This window comes from Exiguobacterium sp. s121, from assembly GCF_018617245.1.
GTDB lineage: Bacteria > Bacillota > Bacilli > Exiguobacteriales > Exiguobacteriaceae > Exiguobacterium > Exiguobacterium profundum.
Genome location: NZ_JACSJV010000001.1, coordinates 1,067,473 through 1,082,182, shown reverse-complemented (window position 1 = coordinate 1,082,182; position 14,710 = coordinate 1,067,473). Strand labels below are relative to the sequence as shown.

Sequence of the window (14,710 nt, the reverse complement as noted above, 5' to 3'; positions counted from 1 at the left end):
CGTTCGCTTACAATGACTTCTCGGCTAGCTCCATCAATTTCTCTTTCGTGAGTTCACCTTCATACTTTTCAATTACGTTCCCTTCACCATCGATGACGAATGTGACGGGTAGGTTATAAATGCCATACGCTCCTTCGACTTCGCTCTGGGTATCCATCAAAATCGGATAGTCGAGCCCGACACCAAGGTCGTTGATGAAATTATCGACACGAAGCGGTGTCTCTCCGACGTTCACGGCCCAAAAATCGACACCCATGTCTTGAAGTGTCGCATAGTTTTCTTGTACGACCGGCATCTCTTTCTTACACGGTTCACAGAACGTACCCCAGAAATTCAAGAGCATCCCTTTCCCTTCGTAGTTATCTCGCTCATACAAGGTCGAACCGTCGAGTGTGACGAGCTTGAAGTTCGGTGCCTCGTCGCCCGCCTCGATGCGTCCATCGTTACCCGCTTGGTCGAATGTTTGCATAATCGTAACCGCTCCCGCGAAGAGAACGACCGTCATGATCATCATCCGCCAAAATGACCTCTTTTTCTTTTTTGCGACCGCTTGTTCCATCCGGTCGTCTTTTTGTTGATCTTTTGTCATCGTTTTCACACCATCCTTCAGTTGCTATTGTACTGAAAAAACATTAAAAACGCACATTAACAGACTTTTTTCATTTTTTTGTCACACAATCTACACAATCAAAAAAATCATCCTATTTCAGGACGATTTTTTGTTGTTATTTTTTCTTCTTTTTGCCTCGTGGTTTCGGTGGAACGGTAGGGTTCGCAAGTTCCCGAAGCTTACTGATTTCTTTGTGTGAAAGTTCACGCCAGTCGCCCGTGTTCAGACCGTCGAGCGTCAAGAAACCGAACTGTTCACGCTTCAGTTTGATGACCTCTGAACCAATGGCTTCCACCATCCGACGGATTTGACGATTGTGACCTTCCGAGATGACGATTTCGAGGATGGCTGTGTTCTTCTTCTGGTCTACAGACTTCATCTTCACTTTCGCACTTCCCGTTTTGAATCCGTCATCGAGTTCGACACCAGACTCAAGCTGTTTGATGGCCAAGTAAGATGGGATGTTCTTCACTTTTGCCACATAACGCTTTTGAATTTTATATTTCGGGTGTGTCATCATGTTCGAGAACTCGCCATCGTTCGTCAAGATGATGAGACCCGTCGTGTTGTAGTCAAGACGACCGACCGGGAATACACGTGCTCCTGGTGGGACGAGGTCTGTGATGACTTTACGTCCTTTGTCGTCATCGACCGTCGATACGTAGCCACTCGGTTTATAAAGCAAATAGTAGACATGTTCTTCTTGTTCGATTTTGACGCCATCGACTTCAATCTCTGACTTCGGTCCAACTTTCGTCCCGAGTTCACGGACGACTTTTCCGTTCACGCGGACGCGACCATCCAAAATCATTTCTTCCGCTTTCCGACGCGAGGCGACCCCCGCTTGTGCGATTACTTTTTGCAAACGTTCCATATGATTAATCCTTCTCCAATCTCTCTTCTTGCTTCGGTGATTCCTGACCGAAGAACAAATCGCCTTCGTCTGTCAGTTCATCCTCAAATGTTAATGGTGGCAATTCTTCGAGCGAGTTGAACCCGAAATGGTCGAGGAAGTGCTCTGTCGTACGATACAGCTTGGCACGACCAATCGTCTTCGCACGACCAGCCGATTCGATCAATCCTTTCGATAACAACGTATGGATGACCCGTTCGACTTTGACCCCGCGAATCTCTTCGATATCCGCTCGTGTGACCGGCTGTTTGTAGGCGATGATAACAAGCGTCTCCATCGCTGCACGTGAGAGCGCCTGCTCAGCCATCGTCCCGACATATTTTTGAATGTACGGAGAGACGTCCGGAACGGTCACGAGCTTGTAGACACCTGCCGATTCCATGAGCTGAAACGGCCGATTCGATGATTTGAACGATGTCTCTAGCTTACTGAGCTGTTCTCGTGCCGCAGCTTCTGAGATATCGAGCGTCTCGGCAAGCGCGCGTACTTCCATCCCTTCATCACCGACGACGAACAGCAATCCTTCAATAATCGTCTCATAAGACAGCAACCGCTTCATCCCCTTTCTTTGATGGTTCAATGAATGAGATTTGAATATCTTGGTCGAGTTGTTTTGTTACGACGACCCGTAGCTTGATCAGCTCAAGAAGCGCCATAAACGTTACCACGAGATCCGAGACGTTCGGTTGCTCAACAAAAAAGGCGAAAAACGACGTTTGTCTCGTCGACGATACGTGTTCATGAAGACGCGTCATCTGCTCTTCAAGCGTACGCTCTTCCCGCTTGATCGTCTTTTTGCGTCGTTCTTTCCAACGTTTCCGTTCAATCATCTTCGAATAGGCGTGGAGAAGATCCGAGAAGTTGAGTGGTCCGTCATACTTAGACACCTCTTCAGACATATAAGTCGTCAAATCTTCACCCGGTCGCGTATACAATTCAAGCCGGTGTTCTTCTTGTTCACGCATGAAGACGACCGCTTCTTTATATGCTTTGTATTCAATCAATTGACGAATGAGACCTTCACGCGTCGGTTCCTCACTGAAGTCTGGAACCTCTTCATCCTCGACCGAAACTGGCGGTAACAATTGTTTGCTCTTCAATTGGAGCAACGTCGCCGCCATGACCAAGTATTCACTGGCCACATCGAGTTCAAATTTTTGCATCGTGCGAATATAGCCGACATACTGGTCAGTGACTTCTGCCACGGAAATGTCGACGATATCAATCTCCATTTTTCCAATCAAATGGAGCAACAGGTCGAGTGGACCTTCGAACGTATCAATTTTAACGTTATAGGCTTCCATAGAGACACCTGCCATTTTACATTTTTGCGCTTTAGTATAACATGTTTTATAACACCGTGGACACGAAAGGAGAAAATTGATTCATGACCCCTTTTATTCATTATACGTTGCTTTTTGAATGTCATGCCGATTATTTCGAATGTCATGAGGTATTAGAAGAGGCGTGGCAGGCAGACGGACGCCGTCACCACGGCTATGCAGCGCTCATCCAATATGCTGTCATCCACTATCACCTCCGGCGCGACAATTTGGTCGGCGCAAAAAAGAGCTTGCGACTCTTACGTCGAAAGATTGACATCGCTTCTCCCTATTTGAATGAACTCGGTCTAGATGTCGACTCCTTCATCGCACAACTCGAGGAATGGCCGCTTCGCGCGACGCTTCCATTGCAATCAGATGTCCGTGAGACGGTCGAATCCCTAAAATCGACGTTTCCATCGACGGACCTGGCGTTCGAGGAACTCGTTCATAAACATCTACACCGTGACCGGAGCGAAGTGATTATGGAACGGGAGTTGGCACTTTTAAAAAGGCAACGTGCCAGAAGTTGACGTCAAGATTCAAGAAGTCTCCTTTTCATGATCAATGATGATTTTTTAACTTCTTAAACGCCATCACCCAACTCTCGAGATCGCTCCGATCATGTAAATATTCAGAAGGGGTTTCAAGTAAATCCATGCCAACTATCGTTTGTAAGCAGGACCAAACCACCTCGTCAGAAGCTGTCCAATCAAATCCATCTATATTTTCATACTGTTCCATCCACTGATGTGCCCAATCAGAGATTTCTTCTCGCGTTCGTTCTTGCCTGAGCACTTGCTCCATTCGATTGATCAGTTCATCAATTGTTACTCGATTCATGAATCCACCTCATTTAAAGGGTTTGTGATTTACTCCATGCAATATGCAAAACCCCCGCAGTCCAAGATTGCGGGGGTTTTTGTCATCAGACGACTAATTGATTCCATTTATCCAATAAATCGCCCGTCTTGCCTGTACCGGTTAGCGTCAAATCAAGTGGAAGGACGTTTCTTACCTCGTCTAGAAGCTCGTAAGAACGTTTCTCGCCACGGAATGATGGCGACAAGGCGATATGGTCGATGACCATTGTCGTTTCTTGTTGCTCCATACCAATGATACCAACGAAGTCTTCACCGACTTTCCACAAATAGAGGAACTTCGACTCCTCCTCGTCATACGATCGGACGAGTTCAAGCAAGCTTAGCGGAGATTTGTCACTGCATGAGAATGCGAGTAGACCCATCGCCGTCTTTTCATAAGAACGTTTATATTTGACCAGCATTGCTGGGTTCACCACCTTTTGTCATTCAAGTTTCACGACGTGAACACGTGAGAGACATGGTTCATTGTGCCATACCCTTCAGGCAAAAATCAATTCTCGTCCCAAACCTTCACTTCTGCCATCTTCGTACCTTGACGAAGTTTGACGGCATGCTCAAGACCAGATGTCACTTTACCGAATACCGTATGGACACCATCCAAATGCGGTTGTGGCTCATGGACGATGAAGAACTGTGAAGACCCTGTGTCACGACCTGCGTGGGCCATTGAGAGTGAACCCGCTTCGTGTTTGTGCGGGAACGATGTCGATGTCTCACAAGGAATCGTATAGCCTGCGCCACCCATTCCAGTTCCTTGTGGGCAACCACCTTGGCTGACGAAGCCAGGGATGACACGGTGGAACGTCAATCCGTTGTAAAACCCGCTGTTCGCAAGTTTTTCGAAGTTTTCAACCGTGATCGGTGCTTCACCGTGGAATAAATCAAATTCAATCATTTCGCCATTTTCAAGTTTCATAGAACCTTTTTTCATGTTTCAAGCAACCCCTTTTTCATAATATGTATCCTGCTGTTTGACACTCACATTACCCATCTTATCAAAAAAACACGTCTGTCTCCACTTTTTTGTGGAAACAGACGTTCTGCCTTATTGAATCACCGCGTGAACGAGTGGACGTGCCTCTGGTTTCGTTGCACCGATCGTATACGCATGGTCTAAACGCTCGATGGCTGAAGACATGTCTTCGATGTTCGAACGGAGTACCGCGATCACATCGCCTGCCTCGACACGGTCGCCGACTTTTTTCTCAAGCGTGATGCCTGCCGCAAAATCGATTTTGTCTTCTTTTGTCGCGCGTCCTGCACCGAGAAGCATCGCCGCAACACCTACTTCGTCTGCGATGATCGACTCGACATAACCTGCTTCTTTTGCGACGAATGTCGTCTCATATGAAGCTTGTGGTAATTTCGTCACATCATCGACGAGTGATGCGTCGCCACCTTGTGCTTCGACGAACTTGCGGAACACTTCGAGTGCGTGTCCATCTGCAATGCGCTTCTCAAGGTCGGCATACGCCTCTTCAAACGTCGGATAGAATTCACCGAGGACAGCCATATGTCCAGCGATCGTGAGCGCGATTGTTTTCAAATCTTCGACTTCTTTACCTGAGAGGACTTCAATCGCTTCTTTCACTTCGTTCGCGTTCCCGATTTCAAAGCCGAGCGGTTGGTCCATGTCTGTGATGACCGCGACCGTCTTACGTCCGACGTTTTTCCCGATTGCGACCATTTCTTCCGCGAGGGCTTTCGCATCATCAAACGATTTCATGAACGCACCAGAACCTGTCTTGACGTCAAGAACGATACTGTCCGCGCCTGCTGCAATCTTCTTCGACATGATTGAACTTGCGATAAGCGGGATCGATTCGACCGTAGCCGTAACGTCGCGGAGCGCATACAAGCGCTTATCGGCAGGCGTCAAGTTCCCTGTCTGACCGATGATCGACATTTTGATATCATTTACTTGTTTCGTGAATTGTTCTTCCGTCAATTCAACGTTGAACCCCGGGAATGATTCGAGCTTATCAATCGTACCACCCGTGTGACCGAGACCACGACCGCTCATCTTCGCAACGGGGATGCCGATTGAAGCAACGAGTGGTGCCACGATCAAGCTGATTTTGTCCCCGACGCCGCCCGTCGAGTGCTTATCAACTTTTTTCCCTTCGATGTTGGAAAGGTCAATCGTATCACCAGACTTCACCATTTCCATCGTCAATGCAGCCGTCTCGTTTTCAGTCATCCCATTGAAGTAGATGGCCATCGATAAGGCTGACATCTGATAGTCAGGGATTGATTCGTTCGTGAAACCTTCGACAACGAAGCGAATCTCCTCTTCGTTCAATTCTCCACCGTTACGTTTCTTTAAAATCAAATCGACCATACGCATAACTGTCGTCCTCCTAAAATTAAGTTACTTACATGCTTTTAATCGTGCCACGTACGAGAGAGAGGAAGTCTTGACGAACGCGCTCTGTCGTTTCGATGACTTCTTCATGGTTGAGTGGTTGATCTAAGATGCCTGCTGCCATGTTCGAGACACACGAGATCCCTAGGACACGCATATCCGAATGACGCGCGACAATGACTTCTGGAACGGTCGACATACCGACGACGTCGCCACCGAGAAGACGGGCCATTTTGACTTCAGCTGGTGTTTCGTACGTAGGACCTGTGTTACCGAAGTAAACCCCTTTTTGTACAGAAAGTCCAAGGTCTGAAGCGACACGTTCTGTCAATTTCACGAGCTCTTTATCGTACGCTTCTGACATGTCAGGGAAACGTGTCCCGAATTCACTCGCGTTCTTCCCGATGAGCGGGCTCGTACCAAAGAAGTTAATATGATCTGTGATGATCATCAAGTCGCCTGGGTTGAATGACTCGTTACACGCTCCTGCCGCGTTTGTGACGATGAGAGTCTCGACACCGATCAATTTGAGGACACGAACCGGGAACGTCACTTGTTCCATCGAGTATCCTTCATAGAAGTGGAACCGTCCTTGCATGGCGACGACTCGTTTTCCTTCAAGTTCACCGAACACGAGTTGACCCGCATGTCCTTCGACAGTCGATACCGGGAAGTGTGGAATCTCCTCATAAGGAATCGCTACCGGGTTCTCAATCTCGTCCGCGAGGACTCCAAGTCCCGACCCTAGAATGAGTCCGATTTCTGGTGTACTGCCCATACGCTCCTGCAAAAACGCTTTTGTTTCGTTCCAATTTACCATGAATATTGCCTCCTCAAATTTCGTTTAAGAAACTCTTTCCGTTTGATGGTGCCGCAACGTTAAAGTTGTCAGCGACGGTCGCACCGATATCTGCGAACGTACCACGAATGCCTAAATCAACCGCCTTCGCTCCGTTGTGATGAACGATGAGCGGAACGTATTCACGCGTGTGATCTGTACCGGCATGAACAGGGTCATTTCCGTGGTCAGCCGTGATGATGAGCAAGTCATCTTCACGAAGGCGCTCCATCACTTCCGGTAAGCGAGCGTCATACTCTTCAAGCGCGACCGCATAGCCTTCCGGGTCACGACGATGACCGAATAATGCGTCGAAGTCAACTAAATTCAAGAAGCAGAGCCCTTCGAAGTCTTCCTCGAGCGACTCGACCAATTTGTCCATGCCATCCATGTTCGATTTCGTGCGGACCGCTTTTGTCACACCTTCACCATCGTAAATATCGCTGATTTTCCCTAATGCGATGACGTCTTTCCCAGCTTCCTCAAGCGTGTTCATGACGGTCTTGCCGAATGGTTTCAAGGCGTAATCGTGACGGTTTGCCGTACGGACCCATGCTCCTGGTGTCCCGATGAACGGGCGAGCGATGATTCGTCCGAGCATGTATGGATCTTCACGTGTGATTTCACGAGCGTATTCGCAGATTCGGTACAACTCATCAACCGGCACGATGTCCTCGTGTGCTGCGATTTGAAGGACTGAGTCGGCTGATGTATAGACAATCAGAGCGCCAGTCTCGACATGCTCTTCACCGAGTTCGTCCAAAATTTCTGTTCCTGACGCCGGTTTGTTCCCGATGATTTTACGTCCGCTGAACTCTTCGAGGCGGTGAATCAAGTCATCAGGGAACTCCTCGAATACTCGGAATGGTGTATCGATATGAAGACCCATGATTTCCCAATGTCCTGTCATCGTATCCTTACCAGCTGAGATTTCTTCCATGCGACCATACGCACTCGGTGCATCCGATGCATCGATGCCTTGAATCGGCTTGATGTTCGAAAGTCCAAGTTTACCCATGTTCGGCATGTTCAATCCGTTATGTTCACGCGCGATATGCCCGAGCGTGTCGGCCCCTTTGTCACCGAACTGTTCAGCATCTGGTGCTTCACCGATACCGACCGAGTCCATGACGACTAAGAAAATACGTTTAAACTTCTTCACAAAAAATTCCTCCTTTTCGGTGTCTAGGCACGAGGGTGATGCTTACGATACACATCATGCAATCGTGATTTGTTGACGTGTGTATACACTTGCGTCGTCGCTAAATCCGCATGACCGAGCATCTGTTGAATGGCGCGTAAATCCGCACCGTTCTCGAGAAGGTGTGTCGCAAAAGAATGACGGAGTACGTGCGGTGTGATTTCTTTGTCAATTCCAGCAAGTTTGGCTCGTCGTTTGATCATCTTCCAAAATCCTTGGCGACTGAGCCGTCCTCCTCTGCCGTTTAAAAAGAGCGCTTCGGTCTCTCTGCCGCCAAGTCCGTTACGAGCTTGTTGGATGTAACGCTCGACAAAACTTTGGGCAACCGAGGATACCGGAATGATTCTTGCGCGCTCGCCTTTCCCTTCACATTGTAGATACCCCAATTCGAACTGCAAATCATCCAAATCCAAACCTAAAAGTTCACTGACCCGCATCCCTGTCCCGTAAAGCAATTCAAGCATGGCTCGGTCTCGTAACGAGAGCGGGTCCGACGTCGGGACGCTGTCCAACAGACGTTCAACTTCCGCTTGTGACCATGTATCCGGAAGTTGCTTTTCTGCTTTTGGAGATTCTAGGTAAAGAGACGGATCGGTCGTCGTGACTCCGGTCATTTTGAGATGATGATGAAACATCCGGATCGAACTGACAGCTCGTCTTAATGAGGACGAGGCACGCCCCGCCTGTGACAGTTCTTCGATATGTTTGACGATATGCGAACGTGTCACTTCATTCCACTCTTCTACCCCAAGTTGGGTCAAGGTCGATGCGTACTGCGTCAAATCGCTCGCATACGCCTGTCTCGTATTCGCGGACATCCGCTTTTCAACTGTCATGTATTGAAGAAATGACTCGATATGCGAACGCATCATACCCTCCTCCTTCCTTGTTTCACCTGAATACGCTTACAGCATATCACTTATGTAAACTGTTGTGAAGATGTCTGACCTCATTTTTTATTCACTTTTTTGTGAACGTTTACGTGATAAAAATACATCTCAGAATTCTTATTTTTCTGGCATCTTCAAATGAGAAACGTTATACTACAAATAACTTATTAAAGTATTTTAAAAAGTGGATAGGAGTTGAATCGTGATGAAAGATCCACAACATGAATTACTAGTCGACATCCGAAAGCAAATTGCCCTACACAACGTTTCGACAATTTCCGAGTTGAGTAAGGCCACACACGTTTCATTCCCTACCGTTAAGAAGATGATTGATGACATGATTGAACACGGTGAAGTCATCGAACACGGTCAACTTGCCCCAAAAGGAGGAAGACCCGCAAAAAGTTATAAATACAATCCAACATTCCGATGTTGCCTGACCCTATATATCGAAGCGAGCGAGATTCACTATCGCTTGATTGACTGTAAAACTCAGAATGTTGAAGAAGGTGTAACTTTAGTCTCAGGCACGCATTTAGAGACGTTAGGCAAACTCGTCGATACATTCGATGAGCACACAATAAAAATCGGTGCCATCTCTGTCGGCGTCGCCGCTGCAGTCGATACGGGTCGAATTGTTTTCGCCCCAGAATATCCATCACTGGCGCATTTAGATTTGAAGAACTGGTTGATGGAACGAACTGGACTTCCGGTCGTCATTGAAAATGATATGAATGCCGCCGTCTATGGATTTTCCATACGAGATGAGACCACAACACATCAGTCCATCGTCTATCTCGGCCTCGGAAAGAATGGTCCAGGTGCTGGTATCTTGCTCGATGGACATGTCGCTCGCGGACAATCCGGGTTTAGTGGTGAAGTTTCATTTCTTCCGCTTTATGATGATGCAACTTTCTTTGACCGCATAAAAAACAAGCCTTATGGACCACATGTTCTGAAAAAAGAAGAAATCGATGCATTAGGACGGCTCGTCGCTACATTTGCTGCGACACTAAACCCACACACATTCATCTTTTCAGACGTCGACCTCATTACTGACGATCTGTCTCACATCGACCGCGCATGCGAACGATATCTTCCCTCTCGTCACCTTCCTCGTCTACGGATTGGGGAATGGGAAGAGGATTACTTTTCCGGACTGGCTCGCCTCGGCATTGAATTGATGCTCGAAACGATTCCGCGAGGTGACGTATGACGATTGTTTTGTTGGCCGTGATCTATCTCGCATTTATCAGTCTTGGTCTTCCGGATGCCCTCATCGGTGTCGGGTGGCCACTTATGCATCAAGAATTCTCCGCACCGGTATCGATGGTCGGATGGATTTTTATGACGATTGCTGGTGGAACGATTCTTTCGAGTCTACTGAGCGGTAAACTATTGAAACATTTTGACACGAAACAAGTCACGTTCGGTTCGACATTACTCACAGCGCTCTGTCTGTTCGGATTCTACTATGCTCCTTCAATCGGTTGGCTATTCGTATTCGCCATCCCGCTCGGTCTAGGCGCCGGTGCCGTCGATTCCGCTCTGAATCATTACGTTGCCGAACATTACGAAGCACATCATATGAACTGGCTACACTGCTTTTGGGGAATCGGCGCGACCGGGGGACCACTCGTCATGGCGGGTGTATTAACAGAGGATGGATGGCGTGACGGCTATTTGATTATCGCCGCCGTTCAGTTCAGTTTAGCTCTCGTATTGTGGTTGTCTTTCCCACTTTGGAAACAGAAAGAGGATTCCACTGCACATCCTCAAGAAACAGCCGTCACGACACTCGATCGCAAGCTACCGACCGGAGTGTCCTATGCATTGGCCACATTTCTACTTTACTGCGGGGTCGAAGCGTTGATTGGGTTATGGACGAGCAGTTATCTTGTGCAGATGAAACAGTTTTCCATTGCGACGGCTGCGGCATGGGTGTCCATCTACTACGGTAGTATCACAATTGGACGGTTTGTGAGCGGATTCCTCTCGTTCCGTTTCACGAACAAACAGATGATTCGGATGGGACAAATACTCGCCCTTGTCGGAAGCATCCTCTTCTTCATCCCAATCTCCGCGACGATGCTCGTCGGCTTGATGCTGATTGGCTTCGGATTGGCTCCGATTTATCCAAGTATGCTTCACGATACGCCGAATCGGTTTGGCTCGGCACAATCGAAACGTTTGATGGGGTTTCAAATGGCATTCGCCTACTCAGGGAGTACGTTTCTCCCCCCGTTATTCGGATTAATCGTGTCTATGACTTCACTCCGTTTTTTACCGTTTGTGATCATCCTAATCATGACCGGGATGCTCTTCAATACAGAACGGTTGAATCAAATGATTAGACGAACATCAGAGGATGATTCTATATGAGAATTGAACATGTCGCCCTTTGGGTAAACGACATCGAAAACATGCGCAGGTTTTACGAAGTCTATTTTGATGCACAGTCAAATGATAAATATGAAAACGAGAAGAAACAGTTTGAATCGTACTTTTTAACGTTTCGAGGTTCACGTTGCCGACTCGAACTGATGAGACGACCTCACCTTAAAGAACATCCGAAAGAATCGGCCGGGTATGCACATCTCGCCTTTTCACTAGGAAGTAAACACGCGGTAGATGCCTTGACGGAACGCTTTCAACTTGATGGATACACACACGTTGACGGTCCACGGACGACCGGTGATGGTTATTACGAAAGCGTCATCCTTGATCCGGAAGGCAACATCATCGAATTGACAATCTAAACAGAAGGAGACAACACACATGATCCAGGCAATTTTACTTGATTTAGACGGAACGCTGTTAAATGACGAGAAAATCATCACGGAACAGACGAAGCGCACGCTACTTGCATTGCAAGAGCAAGGTGTCAAAGTGGTGCTTGCGTCAGGACGTCCAAAGCGAGGGATGATTCGCTATGCACAAGAGTTGAAATTGAACGAGTTCGGCGGGTTGATTGTCTCTTCTAATGGAGCATGTGTCACGGACGCTTCTACAGGCGATACGCTTTTTGAACAAGCAATGCAAATCGAGGATGTTCGCTCAATCTTAAAGCACTTAGAGCACTACGAGGTCATCCCAATGATTAACGATGATACGTATATGTATGTGCGCGACGTTTTCGAGGGACAACTTGAAGTGAATGGAAAATTGATTAACATCATCGAATATGAATCGAGAAGCGGTCAGTTCCAATTGCGAGAAGAACCAAACTTAATCGAGATTATCGACTTCCCCGTCCATAAGATTCTCGTTGCTGGCGAGCCTTCATACTTACGAGAGAATGCAACTGCATTAGCTGGTCCTTTCACAGGTCGGGTCACGAGTATGTTCACAGCGGCGATGTATTATGAATTCACCGATTTCGGCATTGATAAGGCGAAGGCGCTGCGTCACGTCTTCGAGGACTTGTGTATCAATCGTGACCACGTCATCGCTTTCGGAGATGGTCATAACGACCGTTCAATCATTGAATACGCAGGAATTGGGATTGCCATGGGAAATGCCGTCGATGCATTGATCGACATTGCGAGTGAGATCACGACATCAAACAACGACGATGGGATTTCGAAGATTCTTGAGCGATATATCACACATTGAAAAAGGACAGATGACCTGTTGGGGTCGTCTGTCCTTTCTGCATTAACCGTTGATGACTGCTTTATGACCTTCGAGTGTGACGCCTTTTGCTTGGCATACTTTACAGATACCGTGAAACGTCAAGCGATGGTCTTTAATCAAAAATTCGTATTTACTCTCGACTTTTTTCTCAACATCGACGAGCAAGTCTTCCATGATTTCCTCGACCGAGCCGCATTCGACACAGACGAGATGGTGGTGCGAATGGTTCGCCCCTTCTGGACGTAAGTCAAAGCGTGCAACTCCGTCACCGAAGTTGACTTTATCGACCACGCCGAGCTCTGTCAATAATTCTAATGTGCGATAAACCGTTGCGAGTCCAATTTCTGGTGCGATGCTTTTCACGAGCATGAAGACGTTCTCCGCACTTAAATGGTCACTCTCATTCTCAAGTAAGATACGTACCGTCGATTCACGTTGTGGTGTTAATTTATATCCTTTGGCGCTCAATTGCTGTTTAATTCGTTCAATTCGCGTTTCCATAAGGCGCCCCCTCTATACATAGTTCACTACTGAAAGCATACCGAAGTTTTACTCAATTTTCAATTTAAAATCATTACTATGTAAGTTTATCATATAAGTACTTAGATTAGAATTATTTCAATCTAGACAATTGCCACCATTGGATTGCCATAATTGTCTTGGCGTCGGTAATGATGCCTCGGTCCAGTAAATCGACGGCTTCATCAAATGAGTATCGTTTCACATTTAAAAATTCATCTTCGTCTAAATTCATCTCACCGGCAGATAACCCTTTTGCGACATATACATCGACCCGCTCACTGCAGAACCCAGGTGCCCCGTAGAAAGAAAAAATCTTTTCAAGCGATTCCGCCGTGTAGCCCGTCTCCTCTTCGAGCTCGCGCTCGGCACTCGCCATCGGCTCTTCGCCTTTTTCCAACTTACCGGCTGGAATCTCAAGCGACATCGATTCAAACGCTTTTCGGTACTGCTCCACCATGACGATGTTGTCCGATTCATCAATGACGAGTACAGCGACGGCTCCGTTATGATAGACGAGTTCACGTACAGACGTGTTTCCGTTCGGAAGGGAAACGACATGCTTTTCCACATCGAAGATTTTGCCTTGATAAATGACTTCCCGCTCAATCGTTTTTTCTTCCATATGATTACTCCTCACTTTTCGATATACTCTGATTATGAGTCAAACCTACATTTCGAACAAGGAGGAATCCAAATGAGTGAACTCGGACTCGGAACGATGACGATTTTGAAACATGGGGAGAAAGAGGCAAAGAATATCCTGGAAACGGCCATTCAATCGGGGATTCGCCATATCGATACGGCAGACGTCTATGAACGACAAGCTGTCGAGCGTGTGATTGGGGAAACGTTGGGTCAAGAGCGACAACACTTATTTTTGGCGAGTAAAGGTGGCAACGAATTGACTGAGGAGGGCATGCGTTGGAATCCTGATCCGTTCTATTTAGAGGAAGCATTGCACGGATCGCTCGAGCGATTGAAAACCGATTATCTGGATTTATATTATATACATGGCGGCACGCTCGAGGATGACCTCGACGCAACGATTGAATGGGCACAAAAACAAAAACGAGATGGTCTAATCCGACAAATCGGACTCTCGTCGATTCGTCCGAACGTCATCAACCATTGGGTCAAATCCGGTGCCCTCGATGTTCTCATGACACCGTATTCCCTACTCGACCGCCGGGCAGAGACGCTCAACATTTCAATCCCCATCGTCGGTCGAGGGGTTCTTGCCAAAGGCCTATTAACGGATGAATGGGAGACTCGTCTCGGAGATAAGGGATTTGAGACGTGGCGAAAAGAGGAACTCGCAAGTGAATTGGCGATGATGCCGACACCGATTCAAGCCTATGCACTCGAAGCTGCAAAACGGTTCTGTGACGTCGTCTTACCAGGCGCCTCTTCAGTCAAGCAATTGAACGAAACGATTCGTTCATTTGAGACCAAAACCGATGATGAAGTGCTTGATCGCTTACTCGCTCGTTTACCGGTTCACCCATACACAAAACACGTGACCTGATCCG

19 protein-coding genes are annotated in these 14,710 nt (G+C 47.4%); 6 read left to right on the top strand and 13 right to left on the bottom strand.

Annotated features, from left to right (window positions below):
• Positions 1-7 precede the first annotated feature (7 nt).
• The 4 genes from resA to KOG47_RS05545 form a co-directional block, all read right to left on the bottom strand.
• A complete protein-coding gene (gene resA / locus KOG47_RS05560; RefSeq protein ID WP_047795228.1) occupies positions 8-589 on the bottom strand; it encodes a thiol-disulfide oxidoreductase ResA in 582 nt (193 codons plus the stop codon).
• A 136-nt stretch (positions 590-725) separates the two neighbouring features.
• A complete protein-coding gene (locus KOG47_RS05555) occupies positions 726-1,484 on the bottom strand; it encodes a pseudouridine synthase (RefSeq protein WP_012726494.1) in 759 nt (252 codons plus the stop codon).
• A gap of 4 nt (positions 1,485-1,488) precedes the next feature.
• The gene (gene scpB, locus KOG47_RS05550) at positions 1,489-2,082 is read right to left on the bottom strand and encodes an SMC-Scp complex subunit ScpB (protein WP_074036818.1); all 594 of its coding nucleotides are present in this window, start codon (positions 2,080-2,082) and stop codon (positions 1,489-1,491) included.
• Positions 2,060-2,827: a segregation/condensation protein A gene (locus tag KOG47_RS05545; RefSeq protein WP_031423432.1), complete on the bottom strand. Its 768-nt coding sequence runs from the start codon at positions 2,825-2,827 to the stop codon at positions 2,060-2,062. The genes scpB and KOG47_RS05545 overlap by 23 nt, the downstream gene beginning before the upstream one ends.
• Positions 2,828-2,910: 83 nt before the next feature.
• Between KOG47_RS05545 and KOG47_RS05540 the strand changes: the two genes are divergently transcribed.
• Positions 2,911-3,378, top strand: a complete 468-nt coding sequence (locus KOG47_RS05540) for a DUF309 domain-containing protein (protein ID WP_215243859.1) — start codon at positions 2,911-2,913, stop codon at positions 3,376-3,378.
• A 31-nt stretch (positions 3,379-3,409) separates the two neighbouring features.
• On the opposite strand, the gene KOG47_RS05535 is transcribed toward KOG47_RS05540, so the two are convergent.
• The 7 genes from KOG47_RS05535 to xerD all read right to left on the bottom strand — a co-directional run bounded on the left by KOG47_RS05535 (position 3,410) and on the right by xerD (position 9,002).
• Positions 3,410-3,688 carry a hypothetical protein gene (locus tag KOG47_RS05535; RefSeq protein WP_214781377.1) on the bottom strand — a complete coding sequence of 93 codons (279 nt, stop codon included), beginning with the start codon at positions 3,686-3,688 and terminating at the stop codon, positions 3,410-3,412.
• A gap of 85 nt (positions 3,689-3,773) precedes the next feature.
• Complete coding sequence (locus KOG47_RS05530; protein WP_074036814.1) at positions 3,774-4,130, bottom strand: GCN5 family acetyltransferase; 357 nt, start codon at positions 4,128-4,130, stop codon at positions 3,774-3,776.
• A gap of 89 nt (positions 4,131-4,219) precedes the next feature.
• Entirely contained in the window at positions 4,220-4,660 is a 441-nt protein-coding gene (locus KOG47_RS05525; protein ID WP_074036812.1) for a peptidylprolyl isomerase, read from the bottom strand.
• 114 nt (positions 4,661-4,774) lie between these two features.
• Positions 4,775-6,076: a pyrimidine-nucleoside phosphorylase gene (locus KOG47_RS05520; RefSeq protein ID WP_012726500.1), complete on the bottom strand. Its 1,302-nt coding sequence runs from the start codon at positions 6,074-6,076 to the stop codon at positions 4,775-4,777.
• Positions 6,077-6,104: 28 nt separating this feature from the next.
• A complete protein-coding gene (locus tag KOG47_RS05515) occupies positions 6,105-6,914 on the bottom strand; it encodes a purine-nucleoside phosphorylase (RefSeq protein ID WP_012726501.1) in 810 nt (269 codons plus the stop codon).
• Positions 6,915-6,927: 13 nt separating this feature from the next.
• Positions 6,928-8,094 carry a phosphopentomutase gene (gene deoB / locus KOG47_RS05510; protein WP_196430830.1) on the bottom strand — a complete coding sequence of 389 codons (1,167 nt, stop codon included), beginning with the start codon at positions 8,092-8,094 and terminating at the stop codon, positions 6,928-6,930.
• Positions 8,095-8,117: 23 nt separating this feature from the next.
• Positions 8,118-9,002: a site-specific tyrosine recombinase XerD gene (xerD, locus tag KOG47_RS05505; protein ID WP_167365518.1), complete on the bottom strand. Its 885-nt coding sequence runs from the start codon at positions 9,000-9,002 to the stop codon at positions 8,118-8,120.
• 226 nt (positions 9,003-9,228) lie between these two features.
• Between xerD and KOG47_RS05500 the strand changes: the two genes are divergently transcribed.
• Genes KOG47_RS05500 through KOG47_RS05485 form a run of 4 tightly spaced genes read left to right on the top strand, consistent with a single transcriptional unit; the run spans position 9,229 to position 12,638 of the window.
• Entirely contained in the window at positions 9,229-10,239 is a 1,011-nt protein-coding gene (locus KOG47_RS05500; protein ID WP_214690802.1) for an ROK family protein, read from the top strand.
• Positions 10,236-11,405: an MFS transporter gene (locus KOG47_RS05495; RefSeq protein ID WP_215243858.1), complete on the top strand. Its 1,170-nt coding sequence runs from the start codon at positions 10,236-10,238 to the stop codon at positions 11,403-11,405. Before KOG47_RS05500 ends, KOG47_RS05495 begins: the two co-directional genes overlap by 4 nt.
• Positions 11,402-11,782 (top strand): VOC family protein, encoded by a 381-nt coding sequence (locus KOG47_RS05490; protein WP_074036798.1) that lies wholly within the window; start codon positions 11,402-11,404, stop codon positions 11,780-11,782. The genes KOG47_RS05495 and KOG47_RS05490 overlap by 4 nt, the downstream gene beginning before the upstream one ends.
• A gap of 19 nt (positions 11,783-11,801) precedes the next feature.
• Positions 11,802-12,638, top strand: coding sequence for a Cof-type HAD-IIB family hydrolase (locus KOG47_RS05485; RefSeq protein WP_215243857.1), 837 nt, complete (start codon positions 11,802-11,804; stop codon positions 12,636-12,638).
• 42 nt (positions 12,639-12,680) lie between these two features.
• Here KOG47_RS05485 and fur read toward each other — a convergent pair whose 3' ends face one another.
• Complete coding sequence (gene fur, locus KOG47_RS05480) at positions 12,681-13,160, bottom strand: ferric iron uptake transcriptional regulator (RefSeq protein ID WP_012726507.1); 480 nt, start codon at positions 13,158-13,160, stop codon at positions 12,681-12,683.
• 112 nt (positions 13,161-13,272) lie between these two features.
• Positions 13,273-13,803: an NUDIX domain-containing protein gene (locus KOG47_RS05475; RefSeq protein ID WP_159562421.1), complete on the bottom strand. Its 531-nt coding sequence runs from the start codon at positions 13,801-13,803 to the stop codon at positions 13,273-13,275.
• A 72-nt stretch (positions 13,804-13,875) separates the two neighbouring features.
• Here KOG47_RS05475 and KOG47_RS05470 point away from each other — a divergent pair, with 72 nt between their 5' ends.
• The gene (locus KOG47_RS05470) at positions 13,876-14,706 is read left to right on the top strand and encodes an aldo/keto reductase (protein WP_214690799.1); all 831 of its coding nucleotides are present in this window, start codon (positions 13,876-13,878) and stop codon (positions 14,704-14,706) included.
• Positions 14,707-14,710 lie beyond the last annotated feature (4 nt).

Bases quoted from the DNA above. Each gene is read 5' to 3' on its own strand.
- resA (WP_047795228.1), bottom strand. From the start codon at position 589: ATGACAAAAGATCAACAAAAAGACGACCGGATGGAACAAGCGGTCGCA.
- KOG47_RS05555 (WP_012726494.1), bottom strand. From the start codon at position 1,484: ATGGAACGTTTGCAAAAAGTAATCGCACAAGCGGGGGTCGCCTCGCGT.
- scpB (WP_074036818.1), bottom strand. From the start codon at position 2,082: ATGAAGCGGTTGCTGTCTTATGAGACGATTATTGAAGGATTGCTGTTC.
- KOG47_RS05545 (WP_031423432.1), bottom strand. From the start codon at position 2,827: ATGGAAGCCTATAACGTTAAAATTGATACGTTCGAAGGTCCACTCGAC.
- KOG47_RS05540 (WP_215243859.1), top strand. From the start codon at position 2,911: ATGACCCCTTTTATTCATTATACGTTGCTTTTTGAATGTCATGCCGAT.
- KOG47_RS05535 (WP_214781377.1), bottom strand. From the start codon at position 3,688: ATGAATCGAGTAACAATTGATGAACTGATCAATCGAATGGAGCAAGTG.
- KOG47_RS05530 (WP_074036814.1), bottom strand. From the start codon at position 4,130: ATGCTGGTCAAATATAAACGTTCTTATGAAAAGACGGCGATGGGTCTA.
- KOG47_RS05525 (WP_074036812.1), bottom strand. From the start codon at position 4,660: ATGAAAAAAGGTTCTATGAAACTTGAAAATGGCGAAATGATTGAATTT.
- KOG47_RS05520 (WP_012726500.1), bottom strand. From the start codon at position 6,076: ATGCGTATGGTCGATTTGATTTTAAAGAAACGTAACGGTGGAGAATTG.
- KOG47_RS05515 (WP_012726501.1), bottom strand. From the start codon at position 6,914: ATGGTAAATTGGAACGAAACAAAAGCGTTTTTGCAGGAGCGTATGGGC.
- xerD (WP_167365518.1), bottom strand. From the start codon at position 9,002: ATGCGTTCGCATATCGAGTCATTTCTTCAATACATGACAGTTGAAAAG.
- KOG47_RS05500 (WP_214690802.1), top strand. From the start codon at position 9,229: ATGAAAGATCCACAACATGAATTACTAGTCGACATCCGAAAGCAAATT.
- KOG47_RS05495 (WP_215243858.1), top strand. From the start codon at position 10,236: ATGACGATTGTTTTGTTGGCCGTGATCTATCTCGCATTTATCAGTCTT.
- KOG47_RS05490 (WP_074036798.1), top strand. From the start codon at position 11,402: ATGAGAATTGAACATGTCGCCCTTTGGGTAAACGACATCGAAAACATG.
- KOG47_RS05485 (WP_215243857.1), top strand. From the start codon at position 11,802: ATGATCCAGGCAATTTTACTTGATTTAGACGGAACGCTGTTAAATGAC.
- fur (WP_012726507.1), bottom strand. From the start codon at position 13,160: ATGGAAACGCGAATTGAACGAATTAAACAGCAATTGAGCGCCAAAGGA.
- KOG47_RS05475 (WP_159562421.1), bottom strand. From the start codon at position 13,803: ATGGAAGAAAAAACGATTGAGCGGGAAGTCATTTATCAAGGCAAAATC.
- KOG47_RS05470 (WP_214690799.1), top strand. From the start codon at position 13,876: ATGAGTGAACTCGGACTCGGAACGATGACGATTTTGAAACATGGGGAG.